19 protein-coding genes are annotated in these 17,525 nt (G+C 69.8%); 8 read left to right on the top strand and 11 right to left on the bottom strand.

Translation table 11 applies throughout. The annotated features are described in order from the left end of the window. Positions 1 to 3: 3 nt before the first annotated feature. Together J2739_RS14730 and J2739_RS14725 are read right to left on the bottom strand one after the other, a co-directional pair. Positions 4 to 957 carry an NAD(P)H-dependent flavin oxidoreductase gene (locus J2739_RS14730; RefSeq protein ID WP_309902854.1) on the bottom strand — a complete coding sequence of 318 codons (954 nt, stop codon included), beginning with the start codon at positions 955 to 957 and terminating at the stop codon, positions 4 to 6. A 14-nt stretch (positions 958 to 971) separates the two neighbouring features. After that, on the bottom strand, positions 972 to 2,528 hold the full coding sequence (locus J2739_RS14725) for a class I adenylate-forming enzyme family protein (RefSeq protein ID WP_309902852.1): 1,557 nt from the start codon (positions 2,526 to 2,528) through the stop codon (positions 972 to 974). Positions 2,529 to 2,739: 211 nt separating this feature from the next. On the opposite strand from J2739_RS14725, the gene J2739_RS14720 reads away from it, so the two are divergent. Further along, positions 2,740 to 3,429 (top strand): glutathione S-transferase family protein, encoded by a 690-nt coding sequence (locus J2739_RS14720; RefSeq protein ID WP_309902850.1) that lies wholly within the window; start codon positions 2,740 to 2,742, stop codon positions 3,427 to 3,429. A 40-nt stretch (positions 3,430 to 3,469) separates the two neighbouring features. Next, positions 3,470 to 3,880: a lactoylglutathione lyase gene (gene gloA, locus J2739_RS14715; protein WP_309902848.1), complete on the top strand. Its 411-nt coding sequence runs from the start codon at positions 3,470 to 3,472 to the stop codon at positions 3,878 to 3,880. Between the two features lie 15 nt (positions 3,881 to 3,895). On the opposite strand, the gene J2739_RS14710 is transcribed toward gloA, so the two are convergent. The 4 genes from J2739_RS14710 to J2739_RS14695 form a co-directional block, all read right to left on the bottom strand. After that, entirely contained in the window at positions 3,896 to 4,621 is a 726-nt protein-coding gene (locus tag J2739_RS14710) for a haloacid dehalogenase type II (protein WP_309902846.1), read from the bottom strand. A gap of 26 nt (positions 4,622 to 4,647) precedes the next feature. Beyond that, on the bottom strand, positions 4,648 to 5,292 hold the full coding sequence (eda, locus tag J2739_RS14705) for a bifunctional 4-hydroxy-2-oxoglutarate aldolase/2-dehydro-3-deoxy-phosphogluconate aldolase (RefSeq protein WP_309902844.1): 645 nt from the start codon (positions 5,290 to 5,292) through the stop codon (positions 4,648 to 4,650). Beyond that, on the bottom strand, positions 5,283 to 7,127 hold the full coding sequence (gene edd, locus J2739_RS14700) for a phosphogluconate dehydratase (RefSeq protein ID WP_309902842.1): 1,845 nt from the start codon (positions 7,125 to 7,127) through the stop codon (positions 5,283 to 5,285). Before edd ends, eda begins: the two co-directional genes overlap by 10 nt. A gap of 109 nt (positions 7,128 to 7,236) precedes the next feature. Beyond that, complete coding sequence (locus J2739_RS14695) at positions 7,237 to 7,755, bottom strand: OmpA family protein (RefSeq protein WP_309903031.1); 519 nt, start codon at positions 7,753 to 7,755, stop codon at positions 7,237 to 7,239. Positions 7,756 to 7,884: 129 nt separating this feature from the next. Between J2739_RS14695 and J2739_RS14690 the strand changes: the two genes are divergently transcribed. Both J2739_RS14690 and J2739_RS14685 read left to right on the top strand, forming a co-directional pair. Beyond that, positions 7,885 to 8,550, top strand: coding sequence for a gamma-glutamylcyclotransferase (locus J2739_RS14690; RefSeq protein ID WP_309902839.1), 666 nt, complete (start codon positions 7,885 to 7,887; stop codon positions 8,548 to 8,550). A gap of 2 nt (positions 8,551 to 8,552) precedes the next feature. Beyond that, positions 8,553 to 9,092, top strand: a complete 540-nt coding sequence (locus tag J2739_RS14685; protein ID WP_309902837.1) for a superoxide dismutase family protein — start codon at positions 8,553 to 8,555, stop codon at positions 9,090 to 9,092. A gap of 11 nt (positions 9,093 to 9,103) precedes the next feature. Here the strand turns inward: J2739_RS14685 and J2739_RS14680 are convergent, their stop codons facing one another. Further along, complete coding sequence (locus tag J2739_RS14680) at positions 9,104 to 9,658, bottom strand: nucleotidyltransferase family protein (RefSeq protein ID WP_309902835.1); 555 nt, start codon at positions 9,656 to 9,658, stop codon at positions 9,104 to 9,106. A 33-nt stretch (positions 9,659 to 9,691) separates the two neighbouring features. On the opposite strand from J2739_RS14680, the gene pdxH reads away from it, so the two are divergent. Continuing rightward, complete coding sequence (pdxH, locus tag J2739_RS14675; protein ID WP_405053888.1) at positions 9,692 to 10,348, top strand: pyridoxamine 5'-phosphate oxidase; 657 nt, start codon at positions 9,692 to 9,694, stop codon at positions 10,346 to 10,348. 7 nt (positions 10,349 to 10,355) lie between these two features. Here the strand turns inward: pdxH and J2739_RS14670 are convergent, their stop codons facing one another. Then, complete coding sequence (locus J2739_RS14670) at positions 10,356 to 11,303, bottom strand: AEC family transporter (RefSeq protein ID WP_309902831.1); 948 nt, start codon at positions 11,301 to 11,303, stop codon at positions 10,356 to 10,358. Positions 11,304 to 11,413: 110 nt separating this feature from the next. Here J2739_RS14670 and J2739_RS14665 point away from each other — a divergent pair, with 110 nt between their 5' ends. Beyond that, positions 11,414 to 12,424, top strand: coding sequence for an aldo/keto reductase (locus J2739_RS14665; protein WP_309902829.1), 1,011 nt, complete (start codon positions 11,414 to 11,416; stop codon positions 12,422 to 12,424). Between the two features lie 30 nt (positions 12,425 to 12,454). On the opposite strand, the gene J2739_RS14660 is transcribed toward J2739_RS14665, so the two are convergent. From J2739_RS14660 to msrA, 3 genes are all read right to left on the bottom strand, one after another. Next, on the bottom strand, positions 12,455 to 14,560 hold the full coding sequence (locus J2739_RS14660) for a TonB-dependent receptor (RefSeq protein ID WP_309902827.1): 2,106 nt from the start codon (positions 14,558 to 14,560) through the stop codon (positions 12,455 to 12,457). Between the two features lie 79 nt (positions 14,561 to 14,639). Beyond that, positions 14,640 to 15,017: a hypothetical protein gene (locus J2739_RS14655; protein WP_309902824.1), complete on the bottom strand. Its 378-nt coding sequence runs from the start codon at positions 15,015 to 15,017 to the stop codon at positions 14,640 to 14,642. A 20-nt stretch (positions 15,018 to 15,037) separates the two neighbouring features. Next, a complete protein-coding gene (gene msrA, locus J2739_RS14650; RefSeq protein WP_309902822.1) occupies positions 15,038 to 15,592 on the bottom strand; it encodes a peptide-methionine (S)-S-oxide reductase MsrA in 555 nt (184 codons plus the stop codon). A gap of 103 nt (positions 15,593 to 15,695) precedes the next feature. Between msrA and J2739_RS14645 the strand changes: the two genes are divergently transcribed. Together J2739_RS14645 and J2739_RS14640 are read left to right on the top strand one after the other, a co-directional pair. Continuing rightward, positions 15,696 to 16,373: a TetR/AcrR family transcriptional regulator gene (locus J2739_RS14645; RefSeq protein WP_309902821.1), complete on the top strand. Its 678-nt coding sequence runs from the start codon at positions 15,696 to 15,698 to the stop codon at positions 16,371 to 16,373. Next, positions 16,370 to 17,521, top strand: a complete 1,152-nt coding sequence (locus J2739_RS14640; protein ID WP_309902819.1) for an efflux RND transporter periplasmic adaptor subunit — start codon at positions 16,370 to 16,372, stop codon at positions 17,519 to 17,521. Before J2739_RS14645 ends, J2739_RS14640 begins: the two co-directional genes overlap by 4 nt. The last annotated feature ends 4 nt before the right edge of the window (positions 17,522 to 17,525 follow it).

Here is a 17,525-nt window from a genome sequence, read left to right as displayed (position 1 = left end):
CGATCAGGCGCTCGACTGCGCCAGGGCGCCGCGGTACTCGCGCGTCATGCGCCGGACCAGCTCTGCCGTGGGCAGCACTTCGTCGATGTTGCCCACGCCCTGCCCTGCGCCCCAGACGTCCTTCCAGGGCTTGATGCGCGTGGTGCCGAAGTTCATCGAGGACTTGTCTGCCGTCGGCAGCTGCGCCGGGTCCAGCCCGGCGGCCGCGATGCTGCGCGTCAGGTAGTTGCCGTGCACGCCGGTGAAGAGCGGCGTGTAGGTCACCTCGGCCGCGGCGCTGTCGACGATCATCTGCTTGTAGGCTTCCTGCGCATTGGCCTCGGGCGTGGCGATGAAGCGCGTGCCGACATAAGCCAGGTCGGCGCCCATCGCCAGCGCCGCGGCCACGTGCGCGCCCGAGGTGATCGACCCCGACAGCGCGATCGGCCCGTCGAAGAAGCGCCGCACCTCGGCCACCAGCGCGAAGGGGCTCATGGTGCCGGCATGGCCGCCGGCCCCCGCGCACACCAGGATCAGGCCGTCGACGCCGGCGGCCAGTGCCTTCTGCGCATGCTTGACGTTGGTGACGTCGTGGAAGACCAGGCCGCCATAGGCATGCACCGGCGCCACGTAGTCGGTCGGCGCCGACAGGCTGGTGATGATGATCGGCACGCGATGCTTGACGCAGAGCGCCATGTCGTGGTCCAGCCGGTCGTTGGACGGATGGATGATCTGGTTGACCGCGAAGGGCGCGATGCGGCGCGACGGCTCGGCCTCGCGGGCCGCGTCCAGCGTCGCCGTGATGTGCGCGAGCCATTCGTCGAGCAGTTCCTTCGGTCGCGCATTCAGCGCCGGGAACGAGCCCACCACGCCCGCCAGGCACTGGGCCAGCACGAGCTCGGGGTTGGAGATGATGAACAGCGGCGAGCCGATCAGCGGCAGCGAGAGCTTGTCCTTGAGCAGTGCGGGCAGGGCCATGCGGCGTCCTTGGTTCAGAGGGGGGTGCGGCCTTGCAGGGCCAGGGTCTTCAATTCGCTCTTGAGGATCTTGCCGGTGGGTGCGGCCGGCAGCTGCGCGAGGAAGCGGATCTCGCTCGGCACCTTGTAGGGCGACAGCCGCTCGCGCAAGTACTCGCGCATCGCCTCTTCGCCCGGCTGCGCATCGGACACGAGCTCGACGAAGGCGACCACCTCCTCGTTGTGTTCGACGGTGCGGCCCACTACCGCAGACTGCACCACCGCAGGATGGCTATTGAGCGCCTGCTCGACTTCCACCGGATAGACGTTGAAGCCCGAACGGATGATCAGCTCCTTGCTGCGGCCCACGATGTGCAGGGCCCCGTCGGCATCGCGGCGCGCCATGTCGCCGGTGTTGAACCAGCCCTCTTCGTTCACCACCTCGCGCGTCAGCGCCTCGTTGCGGTAGTAGCCCTTCATGAGGTTGGGGCCGCGCACCCACAGCTCGCCGACCCCGCCGGCGGCCGGCTCGGCGCCGGCACCCGCGTCCACGATGCGCGTCTGCACGCCGGGCAGCGGAAAGCCGACCGTGCAATCGCGGCGCGGGGCCTCGATGCGGGTCTGCGCCACCGTGGGCGCGGTCTCGGTCAAGCCGTAGCCGTTGTGCAGCGGCTGCCCGAGCGCAACCTCGACGGCGGCCTTCAGGCTGGGCGTCAGCGGCGAGCCGACCACGCATGCGAAGCGCAAGGCCGGCGCCTGCAGCGCCTGCCCCTGCTCGCGCGCCCAGTCCAGCAGCTTGGCGAACATCGCCGGCACGCCGACGAAGGCCGTCACGCCCTGCTGCGCCAGCGCCTGCGCCAGGGCGGCCGGCGAGAAGCGCGGCTCCAGCTGCAGCGCCGCACCGCTCGCGATGCAGCCGAGGAACTGGGTCGAGAGGCCCACCACGTGGGCCATCGGCAGCACGCCGTAGATCAGGTCGCCCGGGCCCAGGCCGCGGATGTCGCGTGCGCTGGCAGCGGCAAACATCAGGTTGGCGTGGGTGAGCATCACACCCTTGGGCGCACCCGAGGTGCCGGAGGTGTAGATCATCGACGCCACCTGGTCCCGCGCCTCGGGCGAGCAAGGCTCCGGCTGCACCTCGCGGGCCAGCGCGCCGACCCACAGCGTCCCGATCTCGCCCCAGCTCTGCGCCAGCGCGCCGTGACGCTGCGCGTGCTTCTGCGCGTCGGCCGACACATGGCAGGTGTAGATCACGCGACGGGCGCCCGAGTGCGCGATGAAGGTGTCGATCTCGCGTTCGGACAGCCGCGCGTTGACCACGATCGACCACGCGTCCAGGCGGCTGAGGGCCAGCACCAGCACGCCGATGGCGGCGCAGTTCTCGCCCACCACCAGCACGCGGTCGCCGGCGCGCACCTGCAAATCCGCCAACTGGCGCGCCGCCGATTCCGAGGCCTCTTTCAACGCGAGGTAGCTGAGCGCGAGCCCGGGGTCCTGCAGCGCCAGCGCGTGGGGCTGGGTGTGCACCCAGCTGTCCAGCAGTTGGTGAATGCGCGTCGGCGCCGCAGCGGGGCCGCTTGAGAAGCTCGTCATGTCTCCATCCTGTGTGTCGCCGGGTCGTCGGCTTTTGCAGAATGTTATTCCGCTTAGCAGTTTTGGGGACTCGAAATACGGGTGCGGCGAAATGCCGGAACTGCACAGCGGAACGACGGGGGCCGAGCCAAGCCCCATGGGCTTTTCGGGAAAAGGTCTTCGAGCCTCGCAAGAATCGCGCTTCCCACTCTTCGAAACACGGAAGCGAACGATGTCCCGACCCGCACTCACCCTCGTCAGCCACCTGCTGTGCCCCTACGTCCAGCGCGCCGCCATCGTCCTTCGCGAGAAGGGCGTCCCCTTCGAGCGCATCGTGATCGACCTGGCGAACAAGCCCGACTGGTTCGTGAAGATCTCGCCGCTCGGCAAGGTCCCGCTGCTGCGCGTGCCGCGCCCCGGGGGCGGCGAGAGCATCCTGTTCGAGAGCAACGTCATCTGCGAGTACATCGAGGAAACGCAGCCCGGCCCCCGTCTGCATCCCGAGGACCCGCTGGAACGCGCCGAGCACCGCGCCTGGATGGAGTTCGGCTCCGCGACGCTCGCGGACCTGTGGGGCTACGAGACCACCCGCGAGCCCGAGATCTTCGAGCAGAAGCGCCAGGCGCTGGCCGCCAAGTTCGCGCGCGTCGAGGCCGCCCTGGGCGCGGGCCCCTTCTTCGCGGGCGAGCGCTTCAGCCTGGTCGATGCCGTGTTCGCGCCGGTGTTCCGCTACTTCGAGCTCTTCGACGAACTGCACGACTCGCATGTCTTCGACACCTGCCCCAAGGTGCGGGCCTGGCAGCGGGCGCTGCGGGAGCGTCCCAGCGTGCGCGACGCGGTGGCACCGGAGTACCGACAGCAGCTGCATGCCTTCCTGGAGAAGCACGAAGCGCATCTGCTGACACTCGCGGGCCGGAACTGAACCGACAATCCTCGGCCCCGACAACTTTCCTCACCACGACATGCGATTCCTCCACACCATGCTGCGCGTCGGCGACCTGCAGCGCTCCATCGACTTCTACACGCGTGTGCTCGGGATGCAGCTGCTGCGCACCTCCGAGAACCCTGAGTACAAGTACAGCCTGGCCTTCGTCGGCTACGAGGGCAACCCGGCGCAGGCCGAGATCGAGCTGACCTACAACTGGGGCACCGACAAGTACGAGATGGGCACGGCCTACGGCCACATCGCGTTGGGCGTGCCCGACGCCTACGCGGCCTGCGAAAAGATCAAGGCCGCGGGCGGCAACGTGACGCGCGAGCCCGGGCCGGTGAAGGGCGGCACCACGGTGATCGCGTTCGTCACGGACCCCGATGGCTACAAGATCGAATTGATCCAGCGCGCCAGCGAGGCCGGTGGCGCAGGGCTGCGCTGATCGGCGGAGCCTTCTTCAGCAGCCCAGCAGATCCGCCAGCGCCCCGATGTCGCGCGCGTGCAGCGTGTTGTCCGCGCGCGGCGAGACATCCTTGGGCCGATCCGGCCCGAACTCCAACGGCCGCTCGATATAACCGGTGCGCAGCCCGCAAGTGCGCGCCGCAGCCAGGTCGTCGTGGTGCGCGGCCGCCAGCATGACCTGGCTGGGCGTCACATCGAACACCGCGGCCACGCCGAGGTAGGTGCGCGGGTCGGGCTTGTAGGCCTTGAAGACCTCGGCCGACAGCACGCAGTCCCAGGGCAGGCCCGCGTTCTTGGCCATCTCCGTCAACAGGCCGATGTTGCCGTTGGACAGCGTGCAGATGATGTACTGGCGCTTGAGCCGTGCCAGGCCTTCGACCGCATCGGACCAGGCCGGCAGGCGGTGCCAGGCCCTGTTGAGCTCGCGCTTGCGCGCCGCTTCGAGTCCCTCGATGCCGAAGTCGCGCAGCACGCCTTCGAGGATGCCCATGTGCAATTCGTCCAGCAGCGTGAAGCCGCCCTCGCCCGCGGCCAGCCGCTCCATCACGCTCTTCATCGCGGGCTGGTAGCCAGCCCGCCAGGCCAGCGCGAACGCGCCGCCGTCGATGCCCGGCAGCAGGCGCTCGGCCTCGGCCGCGATGCCGCCGTACCAGTCGACCACTGTGCCGAAGACGTCGAAGGCAATGACCTTCAGCTCGCCCGAATCGAAGTCGCCGTTCATTGCGTCAACCCCCGACGAGACAGTACTCAGCGCGCCAACTGGCTGGCCTCGCGCGCCAGGGCCTCGATGCGCCCCCAGTCACCCGCGGCGATGGCCTCGGTCGGCACGATCCACGAGCCCCCCACGCAGGCCACGTTGGCGAGCGACAGGAACTCGTGCGCATTGGCCGCGGTGACGCCGCCCGTGGGACAGAACTTCACGTCGCCGAAGGGCCCCTGCCAGGCCTTGAGCATGGCCACGCCGCCCGCCTGCACGGCCGGGAAGAACTTGAGCTCGGTGAAGCCGTCCTCCTGCGCCAGCATGATTTCGCTGCCGGTCGCCACGCCTGGCAGGAGCGGCAGGCCGAGGTCGTGGCAGGCCTTGCCGACCGCGCGGGTGTAGCCCGGGCTCACGCCGAACCTGGCGCCGGCCAGTGCGGAGGCCTGCGCATCGGCGGCGCTGCGGATGGTGCCGGCGCCAGGCACGGCATCGGGCACCTCCTTGGCGATGAGCTCGATGCATTCGAGCGCCTCGCGCGTGCGCAGGGTCACCTCGAGCATGCGGATGCCGCCGGCCACCAGCGCGCGCGCCAGCGGCACCGCGTCCTTGACGTCGTGCAGCACGATCACGGGAATCACGGGCGCATCGCGCATCACCTCGATGGCGGCGAGGGTCTTGGTTTCTACAGCCATGTGCAGGCTCCTTCTTCGGCGGTCAAAGCATTCCGGCGCATGCCGGCGAACAGCTCGCGGCCGAGTCCGTGGCCGTTCTCGCTGCGTTGAACATCGGGCATGGTTGCGGTTTCTCTCTCGGCCCACTCGTCGGCGGGCAGCAGCACCGCGAGCGTGCCGGCGACGGAATCGAGGCGGATCAGGTCGCCGTCGCGCACCTTGGCCAAGGGCCCGCCGGCCGCCGCCTCGGGCGACACGTGGATCGCGGCAGGCACCTTGCCCGAGGCGCCGCTCATGCGGCCGTCGGTCACCAGCGCCACGCGGAAGCCCTTGCCCTGCAGCACCGACAGCGGCGGCGTGAGCTTGTGCAGCTCGGGCATGCCGTTGGCCTGCGGGCCCTGCCAGCGCACCACGCAGACGACGTCGCGCTCCAGCTCGCCGGCATTGAAGGCCTGTTGCAGCGCGCCCTGCGAGTCGAAGACGCGCGCCGGGGCCTCGATCACGTGCCGGTCGTCCGGCACCGAGGACACCTTGATCACGCTGCGGCCCAGGTTGCCGCTCAGCAGCTTCAGCCCACCGGTGGCGCTGAAAGGCGCCGAGGCCGGGCGTGCCACGGCCTCGTTCTTGGAGGGTGCGGCGGGATGCCACCGGAGTACGTGTTCCTCCGAAGGCGCGCCGGCCAGGGTCGGGATGTTCGCGTACTCGCGCAGCCCGCCGGCACGCACCGTGCGCACGTCGGCATGCATCAACCCGGCGTCGAGCAGTTCGCCGATCACGAAGCCCGGACCGCCCGCGGCCTGGAACTCGTTGACGTCGGCGCTGCCGTTCGGGTACACGCGCGTGAGCAGCGGCACCACCTCGGAGAGCTCGGAGAAATCGTTCCAGTCGATCAGGATGCCCGCGGCTCGCGCGACGGCGACCCAGTGGATCAGGTGGTTGGTCGAGCCGCCGGTCGCGAGCAGCGCGGCCATGGCATTGACGATGCAGCGCTCGTCGACCATCTCGCCGATCGGCGGCATGGCGTAGGTCTCCTGCGCCGCACGCCCGAGCACCGTGCGCACCGCCTCGCGCGTGAGCGCCTCGCGCATCGCATCGCCGGGTTGGATGAAGGCGGTGCCCGGCACGTGCAGGCCCATGGCCTCCAGCAGCATCTGGTTGCTGTTGGCGGTGCCGTAGAAGGTGCAGGTGCCCTGCGTGTGATACGCCTGCATCTCTGCATCGAGCAGCCCCTGGCGGCCCACCAGTCCTTGCGCGGCCTGCTCGCGCACCTTGGACTTGGCGCTGTTCGAGAGGCCCGAGGGCATGGGCCCCGCGGGCACGAAGACGGTGGGCAGGTGCCCGAAATGCAGCGCGCCGATCAAGAGGCCCGGAACGATCTTGTCGCACACGCCGAGCAGCAGCGCCGCATCGAACATGTCGTGCGTCAGCGCCACCGCCGTACCCATCGCGATCACGTCGCGGCTGAACAGGCTCAGCTCCATGCCGGGCGTGCCCTGGGTGACGCCATCGCACATCGCGGGCACGCCGCCCGCCACCTGCGCGGTGGCACCGAGGCGGCGCGCCTCGTGCTTCACGATGTCGGGGTAGCCCTGGTACGGGGCATGCGCCGAGAGCATGTCGTTGTAGGCGGTGACGATGCCGATGTTGGGGGCGCGCTCGCTCACCACTTTCAGCTTGTCGTTGGCCGGGATGCCGGCCACCGCATGCGCCACGTTGGCGCAGCCCATGCGGTCGGAGCCGCGGTCGCGCCGGCGGAGCTCCGTGAGGCGTTGAAGGTAGGCGCTTCGCAGGTCACGGCTGCGCGCTCGGATGCGCTCGGTGACATCGCGGACGGTGGGGTGTGGGATGATGGTCATGTCGCTCTGCCGGAGGCCGCGGCGGACGCGCGGCGGGAGGCGACATGGTAACAAGCCCGCGCGAAAAAGCCCGGACGCACCGGGCTTGGTCGGGACGACGGCGTCGCCTTCAATCGACCAGCTTGACTTCGACCCGGCGCGCCTGCGCGTCGCTGCCCGAGCCGGTGGTCACGGCTGGCTTCTTCAGGTCGATCTTCGCGGGCGGAACGCCCAGTCCCGTGAGCACGTCGCGCACGGTCGCGGCACGCCTTTGCGCGAGCTGCTCGTTGAGGGCCGGGTCGCCGGTCGTGTCGTGGAAGCCCGAGACGACGGCCTTGCGGCCGCCCTCCACGCCCTTGATCACCACGGCCAGCGCCTCGGCCGCGCGCGGTGCCAGGTCGGCGCTGCCGGTGGCGAAATAGAAGTTCACGGTATCGCCGGCCACGCGGACGCTCGCGCCGTCGGGGATCACCACCGCCACCGTCTCGGTCACCACCGCCAGGACCGTGGCCGGTGCGGAGGCGGTGGCCGTGCGCACTTTGCTGTTGTGGCTGTAGAGCGCAATGCCGATCACCAACAGGATCACCACGGCGATCAACCCCAGCACGAAGGCAAGAATGAAGTTCTGCCGGCTCTCGTCGTCGGCGATTGCTGGCATCGGGCGATCTCCGTAGCTGAGGGGCCGGTAAATAATGGGGCGGTGAACCATGACCGCCAAATTCTAGGCGCGGCTGCGTTGCAGCCCGAAGGCAACCCCGGCCCGCCCGGGCTCGACCCCATGCCCAAGCCCCTGCGCGATCCGAAGCCGATGCTCGATCGCGTGATCGACGAATGGGGCGGCCACGAGGATCTCTGGGTGTTCGGCTACGGCTCGCTGATCTGGCGACCCGAATTCGGCTTCATCGAGCGCCATCCCGCACGGGTGCACGGCTGGCACCGCGCACTGAAGATGTGGAGCCGCGTCAACCGCGGCACGGTCGAGAACCCCGGCCTGGTTTTCGGCCTGCTCTCGGGCGGCAGCTGCCGCGGCATGGTGTTCCGCGTGCCCGCGGCCGATGGCCTGGAAACGCTGGGCCGGCTGTGGCTGCGCGAGATGCCCACCGGCGTCTACGATCCCAAGTGGCTCGACTGCACGACCCCGCACGGCTCGGTGCGCGCGCTGGCTTTCACGCTGTCGCGGCGCAGTCCCAACTTCACCGGCAACCTCGATGACGAGCGCTATCGCCATATCTTCGCCAGCGCGGTCGGCCGCTACGGCAGCTCGCTGGACTATGCGTATCAGACGCTGCTGGAGCTGCGGCGCCACTCGATCCACGACGCGGCGCTGGCACGGCTGATCAGGCTGGTGGAGCACGCCCGGTTTCCGGAGTCGCCCGATTGCGGCGGGTCCGCGGCTCCGGTATATCCTGCTGCTCCTTCACCCCGTTCTTCATCCAAGGAGTAGCCATGTCCCCTCGCCTCATCGTCCCCGCCCTTGCCGTCGCTGCAGCCATCGGCGTACTGGCGGGCTGCGGCACCCTGGGAGGCAAGGCGAGCGCGACCGCCACCCTGGCGCCGACGGGGGCCCTGTCGCCCAACCCGACGGTGGGCAACGTGACCTTCACCGCGCTCGATCACGGCGTGCGCGTCGCGGGCGAGGTGCGCGGCTTCGCGCCGGGCACGGAGCACGGCTTCCACATCCACGAAAAGGGCGACTGCGGCGACAACGGCAATGCCTCGGGCGGCCACTTCAATCCCGCGGGCGGTACGCATGGCAAGTTCGGCGCGCCCGGCAGCCATGCCGGCGAACTGCCCAGCCTGGTGGCCGATGCCAGCGGCACGGCGCGCTTCAGCGTCGACGTGCACTCGATCTCGCTGAACGATGGCGCTGCCAACAACGTGGTGGGCCGCGCCCTGGTCGTGCATCGCGACCGCGATGACTTCACCTCCCAGCCGGCCGGCAATTCAGGGCCCCGCATCGCCTGCGGGCTGATCGCGCGGCGCTGAGCGACCGTGGGTCAGGCGCGTCGCGACAGCAGCAGCGCCTCCGCCCGCGCGAGGTCGGCAAGCGTATCGATGTCCATCACCACGCCGGCATCGTCGACCTCCACCTCCCCCACTGCGTTCGTCGCGCGCAAGGCGCGCAGCACGGACGCCGCACCCAGCGGCCCCGCCAGCGCCATGAGCGCCGGGCCGTTCGACGCCGCGAAGCCCACCGGATGGCCTCGCGCGCCCGCATGCACCGGCTGCACGGCCTGCCACCGTGGCAAGGCCTCGGCGATGCGCCGCAGCGTCGCGGGCTGCACCAGCGGGAGGTCCGCCGGCAGGATCAGCCAGCCGCCCGCATCCGCCGTGGCACGGACGGCCGCCGCGATCGAATCGCCCATGCCGGGATGGCCGACGTCCTCCAGGTGCCACGGCAGCCCGCTCTCCCGCACGGCCGCCAGCGTATGTTCGAGCACGGGCCGCCCGCCCAGCAGGGCCGACAGCTTGTGCGCCGCGCCGCCGGACGCGAGAAAGCGCTCTCCTCGGCCCGAGGCGAGCACGATCACGGTGGGCGGACGCTGTTCCATCCCCGCAGTATCCATGGCCGCGCCTGCGCAACAATGCGCTTCATGAGTTCTCCCAACGACACCCTGGCCGCGCTGCGCAAGAGCTACGAGCGCGCCGAGCTCGACGAGGCGAGCAGCGCGCCCGATCCGCTGATGCAGTTCGAGCGCTGGCTTGCCGAGGCCATCGACGCCCAGCTGCCCGAGCCCAACGCGATGACGCTGGCCACCGTCGGCGGCGACCTGCGGCCCTCGACCCGCATCGTGCTGATCAAGGGCTACGACGAGCGCGGCATCGTCTGGTACACCAACTACAACAGCCGCAAGGGCCAGGAACTTGCCGGCAATCCGTGGGCGGCGCTGCAGTTCCACTGGGTCGAGCTGGAGCGCGTGGTGCGCATCGAGGGGCGGGTCGGCAAGGTCGACGAGGCCGAGAGCGATGCCTACTACGCCAGCCGCCCGCTCGACTCGCGCGTCGGCGCCTGGGCCAGCCCGCAGAGCGAGGTCATCAGCGGGCGCGACGTCCTGGTGAAGAACGCCGCCTTGCAGGCCGCCAAATACCTGCTCTCCCCGCCCCGGCCACCGCACTGGGGCGGCTACCGGCTGGTGCCCGACCGCTGGGAGTTCTGGCAAGGGCGCAAGAGCCGGTTGCACGACCGGCTGCGCTACCGGCGCGAAGACCAGGCCTGGGTGCGCGAACGGCTGGCGCCTTGAAGGGCATTCAGAGCGAAGTCGCCAGTGCCATCACGACCGACACCGTGACCAGCGCGAGCGCCGTCGATACCGCCACGCTCGCCGTCACCAGGTCTTCCGCCGTCTTGTAGCGCTGCGAGAAGAGGAACACGTTGGCGCCGATCGGCAGCGCCGCGGCCACCACCATCACCTGCAGCGGCAGCCCGCGCAGGCCCAGCAGCCAGCCCAGCAGTGCGACGAGCGCCGGGTGCGCGAGGTTCTTGATCAGCGCCTGCGACAGCGCCGCGCGCCATTGATGGCCGATCGGCGTGGACGCCAGCGTGATGCCCACCATGACCAGCGCGATCGGCCCGAAGGCCTGGCCCAGCCAGGCGATGGGCTTGTCGACGGATTCGGGCAGCGTCAGGCCGGTCTGCGCGAACACCAGCCCCACGATGATCGGCAGCGGCACGGGATGGACGATCGCGTTGTAGAACGCACGGGCCAGCGTGCGCAGGATCGGCGTGCGCGCGCCGCCGGGCTGGCGCGCCTGCTCGCGCGCCACCGCCAGCTCCAGCACCAGGGTCGCGCTGGTCAGCAGCACCAGCGAATGCAGCGAGATCAGCGTCAGCAGCACCACCGTGCCCTCGGGGCCGAAGGCCAGGCCGATCAGCGGTATGCCGATCATCACCGTGTTGCTGAAGGTGTTGGCCAGCGCAATCACGGCCGAAGTGCGATTGAAGCCGCGGACCACGAGCGTGGCTGCGAAGATCAGGCCGGCCGCCAGGAAGTAGGCGGCCACCGGGCCCAGCCTCAGCTGCTCCACGTGCACCGTGCTCATGGTGCGGAAGAGCAAGGCCGGCGCCAGCAGCAGGAAGATCAGGTTGGAGAGATCGCGCACCGCGCCGCCGGTGACCCAGCCCCGCCGCCCTGCCAGGAAGCCTGCGCCGATGAGCAGGACCACGGGCAGCAGCGAAGAAAGGACCGACGAATTCACCGCGCGGAGCATACAGGCGACGAAATGCGCAACGCCCGGCCCCCTGCACGGCCCGGCTTGCCTGACTATGATGGCCCGCTCCCCCACGTCCCGCTCCCAAGGACCCACCCATGAGCATTCCCACCACCCGCCTCGGCCGCACCGGCCTCGTTGTCTCGCGCCTCGCACTCGGCACCATGACCTTCGGCCTGCAGACGGACGAAGCGGTCTCCTTCCAGGTCCTCGACAAGGCGACCGAGGCCGGCATCAACTTCCTCGACACCGCCGATGTCTATCCGCTCGGCGGCACGGTCGAGACCACCGGCCGCACCGAGGAGATCATCGGCCGCTGGCTGCAATCGAAGGGCCCGGGCGCGCGCAGGCGCTTCGTCATCGCAACCAAGGCGGTCGGCAAGGTCGGCCCCGATCCCTGGGACCAGGGCGCCTCGCGCAAGCACCTGCTCGACGCGATCGATGCCTCGCTGGCGCGCCTGCAGACCGACCATGTGGACCTCTACCAGCTGCACAGCGACGACCACGCCACGCCGCTCGACGAGAGCCTGGAAGCGCTCGACACCATCGTCCGCTCGGGCCGTGCGCGCTACGTGGGCGTATCGAACTTCCTTGCCTACCGGCTCGCGCGGGCCATCGGCATCTCGGAGCTGCACAGGCTCACGCGCCTGGTGTGCGTGCAGCCGCGCTACAGCCTGCTGTTCCGCGAGATCGAGCGGGAGCTGCTGCCGCTGGCGGGCGAGGAAGGGTTGGGCGTGATCCCCTACAACCCGCTCGCGGGCGGGCTGCTCACGGGCAAGTACAAGACCGGCGCCAAGCCGGAGGACAACACGCGCTTCACGCTCGGCACGGCCGGCTCGATGTACCAGGACCGCTACTGGAACGAGCGCAGCTTCGCGACGGTCGCGCAGCTGCACGCACTGGCCGACGAAGCCGGCGTGCCGCTCGCGACGCTCGCGGTCGCCTGGGTCATGGCCAACCCGCGGGTCACCGCACCCTTGCTCGGCGCGAGCCGGCCGGAGCAGCTGGACGCGACCATCGCGGCCGCCGGCTACACGATCGATCCGGCGCTCAAGCAACGCCTGGACGACCTGACCGCCGAGTACCGCAAGGGCGACGCGCCGCGCTGAAGAACAGCGTGGCGCATCCGCGCGCTTCGATCAGAAGCTCGCCCGCAGTCCCACCTTCAGGCTGCGCCCCGGCAGCGGCGCGTCCGGGAAGGCCGTGGTGGTGAGGATCGAGGTCGCGCTGTAGGCGAGCTTGTTGGTGAGGTTGTCGATGCGCGCATACCAGGTGAGGTTCGCGCGCTGCACCTTCATCCGGTAGGTGATGGCCGCGTTCCAAAGCGTGAATGCATCGGTCGGGCGGGCGCCGACGCCGGGGACTCGGCGCTGTGCCGCATAGTGGTCGAAGCCCAGGCGCGCCGTCCACGGGCCGCTGCCGTAGACCAGCGTGCTCCCCACGCGCGCGGGTGCGATGCGCGGCAGCGGCTCGCCGGTGTCGGTGTTCTTCGCGCGCACCAGGTCGCCGCGCCATTGGAGGTCCAGCGTGGCGCCATCGTCGGCCATGGCGAAGCCCTCGGTGCCCAGCAGCCGCAGGTTGCCGCTGGCCTCGAGACCGGTGAAGCGGGCGCGCACGCCGCGGTACACGTACTCGTCCAAGACGTCGGGGAACACCAGGCCGTCCGCGGTTTCCACGGGGCCCGGATTGATGTTGCCCTCGCCGTCGCGCACATTGCCCGAGGCATCGAGGCCGATGTAGTTGCGAAAGCGGGTGACATAGGCATTGACGCGCGCATGGTTGGCGCCGGACTTCCATTGCGCCCCGAGGTCCAGTCCGACCGATTTTTCCTTCTGCAGGTCGGGGTTGCCCACTTCCCAGGCCGCGGTCGCCACGTGTGGCCCGTTGGCGAAGAGCTCGTAGTCCTTCGGCGCGCGCTCGGTGTAGGCCAGGTTCGAAGTCAGTTGCCATTGCGGCGCCAGGTCGACCAGCGCGCCCAGCGCCGCGCTGTGCGGATGGAAATCGCGCTCGCCGACCGCGAAGCGCGTGATGTCCGGATCGGGCGAGCCGAGGGACGTCACCTTCACCTGCTCGGTGCGCGCACCGAAGCTCAGGCGGCCCCACGAGGTGCCCAGCTCCTCGTGCATGAACAGCGCGTTCGAGCGCGTGCGGCTGTGCGGCGCGAACGCCTCCTCGCCGTCTGCCGAGAAGCGGTTGGTCTCGCTGGTGAAGCCGATCAGGCCCTCCACGCCGCCGATCTTGCGGTGCCGCGCCTCGATGCGCAGGTCATTGCTCTTGTTGGCGAAGGTGGTGCCGGGCTCCGCGCCCTCGAACTCGGTGTGGCGGTAGTCGGTGTGGCTCAGCTTGCCGTGGATGCTGGTGAAGAAGCCGCCGGGCCGCCATTCGCCCTCGAGCGCATAGCGGTCGGACTTCATGTCGATGGTCACGTCGTCCTCCGCCACCGTGCCGTAGTTGCTGCGGTAGGTGCTGGCCGAGGCGCCGATCCAACCCTGGTCGAAGAACAGCGTGCCCCCGATCGCGCCGCCATCGGCCCGGTTGGCCGAGTTGCAGATCTTGCGCGCCAGCCCGGGCCGGCGCGGGTTTTCGCAGGCCAGCTCGATCGGCACCTGGGTGTCGTCCGCATCGCGGCTGAAGGCATCGACATGCAGCGCATAGCGGTCGTTGCCGCCTTCGAGCACGACGCCGCCGCTCTTCTCGCGATTGCCGGTGGCGTAGCCGGCATCGACGCGGCCGCCGAAGCCATCGAGCGGCTCGCTGGGGATGCGGTTGTCGATCACGTTGACCACGCCGCCCACCGCGCTGCCGCCGTACTGCAGGGCCGAGGGCCCGCGCAGCACCTCGATGCGCTCGGTCACCAGTGCGTCGACCGGCACCGCGTGGTCGTAGCTCAGCGCCGAGGCATCGGGCGCCGACCCGCCGTTCTGCAGGATGCGGATGCGGTCGCCATCCTGGCCGCGGATCGTGGGCCGGCTCGCGTTGGGCCCGAAGTAGGTGCTGCTGACGCCCGGCAGGTTGTTCAGCGTCTCGCCCAGGGTGGACTGCGAACGCAGCAGGAGTTGCTCCCCCGATACCGAGGTGGTGGGCGCGATCAGCGCGCTGGCGCCCAGCGGGTTGCCGGTGACGGTGACTTCGGGCAGCGCAGCGCCGCCAGGCGCGGCAGCGGCATCGGATTGCGCCCAGGCCAGGCAGGACATGAAAGAAAGAACGGCAAGGCCGACGGCATTGCGCGCGAAATGGGATGACATGTTGAACACTCGTTGAATCGATGAAAGGCCGGCCGCGGCCCGCAGGGCGGGCGCAGCAGCTCGGTCGGCAAAGGCGGATTCAGCGAGTGGCAGGCGGGCCGCGCGCGTCGAAGAGCGCGACCCAGCGGGCGAGTGCTTCGCCCTCGAGGTAGGCGAAGGTGGCCGCCGGCAGCGTCACCGGCAGCAGGAGCGGCGGCACGCAAAGCGCGCCTGGGCCGTGGGACAGCTGGTCATAGAGGCGGCAATCGGCATCGCTGTGATCGCCGAAGAGCGCCGAGAGCCCGTGGGCGGCATGGCCCGCCTTGGCTTCGCCGGCCGCCACGAACGATTCCGCCTGCGCGGCCGCATGGCCATGGATCGTCCGGTGCAGCAGCCCCAGCGTGCTCGCGAACCACAGCGCGAAGGCCAGCACGCACAGCAGTGCGCGGGCCTGGGCGGGACGGGCTGCGAGACGCATGAGCAAGTCGGGCCGCAGGCTCAGTCCTTCTTGACCTTGGCGGCGAAGGTCTTCTGGAATTTCTCGACTTTGGGCCCGACCACGAAGGCGCAGTAACCCTGGTTCGGATTGTTCAGGAAGTAGTCCTGGTGGTAGGCCTCGGCCGCGGAGTAGTTGGCCAGCGGCTTGACCTCCGTCACGACCGGGGCACGATAGGTCTTGCTCGCCTCGATCTCGCGGATCACCTCGTCTGCCACCTGCTTCTGCGCTTCGTCGACGTAGTAGATGCCGCTGCGGTACTGCGTGCCCACGTCGTTGCCCTGGCGGTTCGGCGTGGTCGGGTCGTGGACGACGAAGAAGATCTCGAGGATCTCGCGCAGCGAGATCTGTGCCGGATCGAAGACCAGCTTCACCACCTCGGCATGGCCTGTGCGGCCTGTGCAGACCTGCTCGTAGCTGGGGTTGACGGTCTCGCCGTTGCTGTAGCCGGACTCGACGTCCAGCACGCCCTGCACGCGGTCGAACACGGCCTCGGTGCACCAGAAGCAGCCGCCGCCCAGCACGATGGTCTCGGTTTGCGGTGATGGGGTGGGCATGGGGATCTCCGTGGGCTCGAATGGGCGGACCCCGCATTGTCGCGGCTTGACGGGCCGAGGGCCGCTCACTACATTACTAACCCGTCAGTCATTAAGAAGATCGATGCCCGCCTCCCGCTTCATCAGCGACAAGTTCTTTCCCGAGCGCAACAAGCGCGAGCGCCGCAAGGAGGCGCGCCCCGGAGAACTGCTGGAAGCCGCCCTGGACTTGTTCGTCGACAAGGGCTTCGCCGCGACACGGGCCGAAGAGGTGGCCGCGCGCGCAGGTGTCTCCAAGGGCACGCTGTTCCTCTACTTCCCGAGCAAGGAAGAGTTGTTCAAGGCGGTGGTGACCGAGAACCTGTCCGGTCGCTTCACCGAGTGGAACGCCGAGTTCGAGGCCTTCGAGGGCAGCACCAGCGACATGCTGCGCTACTGCATGCGCATCTGGTGGGAACGCGTGGGCTCGACCAAGGCTTCGGGCCTGACCAAGCTGATGCTGAGCGAGGGCCGCAACTTCCCCGAACTCGCCGAGTTCTATCGCCAGGAAGTGGTGCGGCCCGGACATGCGCTCCTGCGCCGCATCATCCGCCGCGGCATCGACAGCGGCGAGTTCGCACCGGTCGACGTCGACCATGCGATCTACGCCGTGATCGCGCCGATGATCTTCCTCATGCTGTGGAAGCACTCGGCCATGATCTGCGTCGACGGCGAGTCGGAGATCGATCCCGAGAAATACCTCGCGATCCAGGCCGAGACCGTGCTGCACGGCCTCGCCATGCCGCCGAAGGCGGGCCCATGAAACGCGCACTCAAATGGTCCGTGGCGGCGCTGGCGCTCGTGCTCCTCGCCGCCGGCGTGCTGCGCGCATTGGAGGCACGCCGCGCGCGGCAGGCCGCGGCGGCCGCGTCCGCGCCGGCCGAGACGGTGGTGCAGCTGGCGCCCGCCGACGTGGTACGCGCGACGAAGCGCGAGCTGGCGCAGACGCTGGCGGTCTCGGGCACGCTCCGGGCAGTCGATTCGGCGGTGGTCAAGGCACGCGTGGCCGGCGAGCTGGTCGGCCTGACGGTGCGCGAAGGCGACACTGTGAAGGCCGGCCAGGTGATCGCCCGCATCGAGCCCACCGAATACCAGTCGCGCGTGCGCCAGGCCCAGGAACAGGCCGAAAGCGCCCGTGCCCAGGCCGAGGTCGCGCAGCGCACCTACGACAACAACAAGGCCCTGGTGGACCAGGGCTTCATCTCGCGCACCGCGCTCGACACCTCGCAGTCGAACCTCAATGCGGCGCGCTCCACGCATCGGGCCGCGCTCGCGGCGGTGGAGATGGCGAACAAGTCGCTCAGCGACACCGTGCTCGCCAGCCCCATCGCCGGCCAGGTGGCGCAGCGCCTGGCGCAGAACGGCGAGCGCGTGTCGGTGGATGCGCGCGTGATCGAGGTGGTGGACCTGAGCCGCATCGAAGTCGAGGCCACGCTGTCGGCGGCCGACTCGGTCGCGGTGCGGGTGGGCCAGCGCGCGGCGCTGCAGATCGAAGGCAGCGGCGGGCTCGACCCGGCCGGCGCCGAGCGCAGCGTGGGCGCGAGCGTGGTGCGCGTGAACCCGAGCGCGCAGGCCGGCAGCCGCAGCGTCCTGGTCTACCTACGGCTGGACCGCAGCAACGGCTTCCGCCAGGGCCTGTTCGCGCAGGGCACGCTGGACGTCGGACGCACCGAGGCGCTGGCGCTGCCGCTGTCGGCGGTGCGCATCGACAAGCCCGCGCCCTATGTGCAGGTGGTGATCGAGGGACGCATCGCGCACCGCCCGGTGCGCACCGGCGCGCGCGGCCAGGTCGGCGGGCAGACGCTGATCGCGGTGCAGGGCATCGATGAAGGCGCGGTGGTGGTGGCGGGCAGCGTCGGCCCGCTGCGCGAGGGCACGGCCGTGCGCCTGGCGCCGGCCACTGCACCCTGATTCC

It is taken from the genome of Variovorax soli (assembly GCF_031454625.1).
In the GTDB taxonomy this organism is placed as follows: Bacteria; Pseudomonadota; Gammaproteobacteria; order Burkholderiales; family Burkholderiaceae_C; genus Variovorax; species Variovorax soli_A.
This window is presented reverse-complemented; position numbering and strand designations above follow the sequence as displayed.

Coding starts and splice junctions, on each gene's coding strand:
- J2739_RS14730 (WP_309902854.1), bottom strand. CDS start 957: ATGGCCCTGCCCGCACTGCTCAAGGACAAGCTCTCGCTGCCGCTGATC.
- J2739_RS14725 (WP_309902852.1), bottom strand. CDS start 2,528: ATGACGAGCTTCTCAAGCGGCCCCGCTGCGGCGCCGACGCGCATTCAC.
- J2739_RS14720 (WP_309902850.1), top strand. CDS start 2,740: ATGTCCCGACCCGCACTCACCCTCGTCAGCCACCTGCTGTGCCCCTAC.
- gloA (WP_309902848.1), top strand. CDS start 3,470: ATGCGATTCCTCCACACCATGCTGCGCGTCGGCGACCTGCAGCGCTCC.
- J2739_RS14710 (WP_309902846.1), bottom strand. CDS start 4,621: ATGAACGGCGACTTCGATTCGGGCGAGCTGAAGGTCATTGCCTTCGAC.
- eda (WP_309902844.1), bottom strand. CDS start 5,292: ATGGCTGTAGAAACCAAGACCCTCGCCGCCATCGAGGTGATGCGCGAT.
- edd (WP_309902842.1), bottom strand. CDS start 7,127: ATGACCATCATCCCACACCCCACCGTCCGCGATGTCACCGAGCGCATC.
- J2739_RS14690 (WP_309902839.1), top strand. CDS start 7,885: ATGCCCAAGCCCCTGCGCGATCCGAAGCCGATGCTCGATCGCGTGATC.
- J2739_RS14685 (WP_309902837.1), top strand. CDS start 8,553: ATGTCCCCTCGCCTCATCGTCCCCGCCCTTGCCGTCGCTGCAGCCATC.
- J2739_RS14680 (WP_309902835.1), bottom strand. CDS start 9,658: ATGGAACAGCGTCCGCCCACCGTGATCGTGCTCGCCTCGGGCCGAGGA.
- pdxH (WP_405053888.1), top strand. CDS start 9,692: ATGCGCTTCATGAGTTCTCCCAACGACACCCTGGCCGCGCTGCGCAAG.
- J2739_RS14665 (WP_309902829.1), top strand. CDS start 11,414: ATGAGCATTCCCACCACCCGCCTCGGCCGCACCGGCCTCGTTGTCTCG.
- J2739_RS14660 (WP_309902827.1), bottom strand. CDS start 14,560: ATGTCATCCCATTTCGCGCGCAATGCCGTCGGCCTTGCCGTTCTTTCT.
- J2739_RS14655 (WP_309902824.1), bottom strand. CDS start 15,017: ATGCGTCTCGCAGCCCGTCCCGCCCAGGCCCGCGCACTGCTGTGCGTG.
- msrA (WP_309902822.1), bottom strand. CDS start 15,592: ATGCCCACCCCATCACCGCAAACCGAGACCATCGTGCTGGGCGGCGGC.
- J2739_RS14645 (WP_309902821.1), top strand. CDS start 15,696: ATGCCCGCCTCCCGCTTCATCAGCGACAAGTTCTTTCCCGAGCGCAAC.
- J2739_RS14640 (WP_309902819.1), top strand. CDS start 16,370: ATGAAACGCGCACTCAAATGGTCCGTGGCGGCGCTGGCGCTCGTGCTC.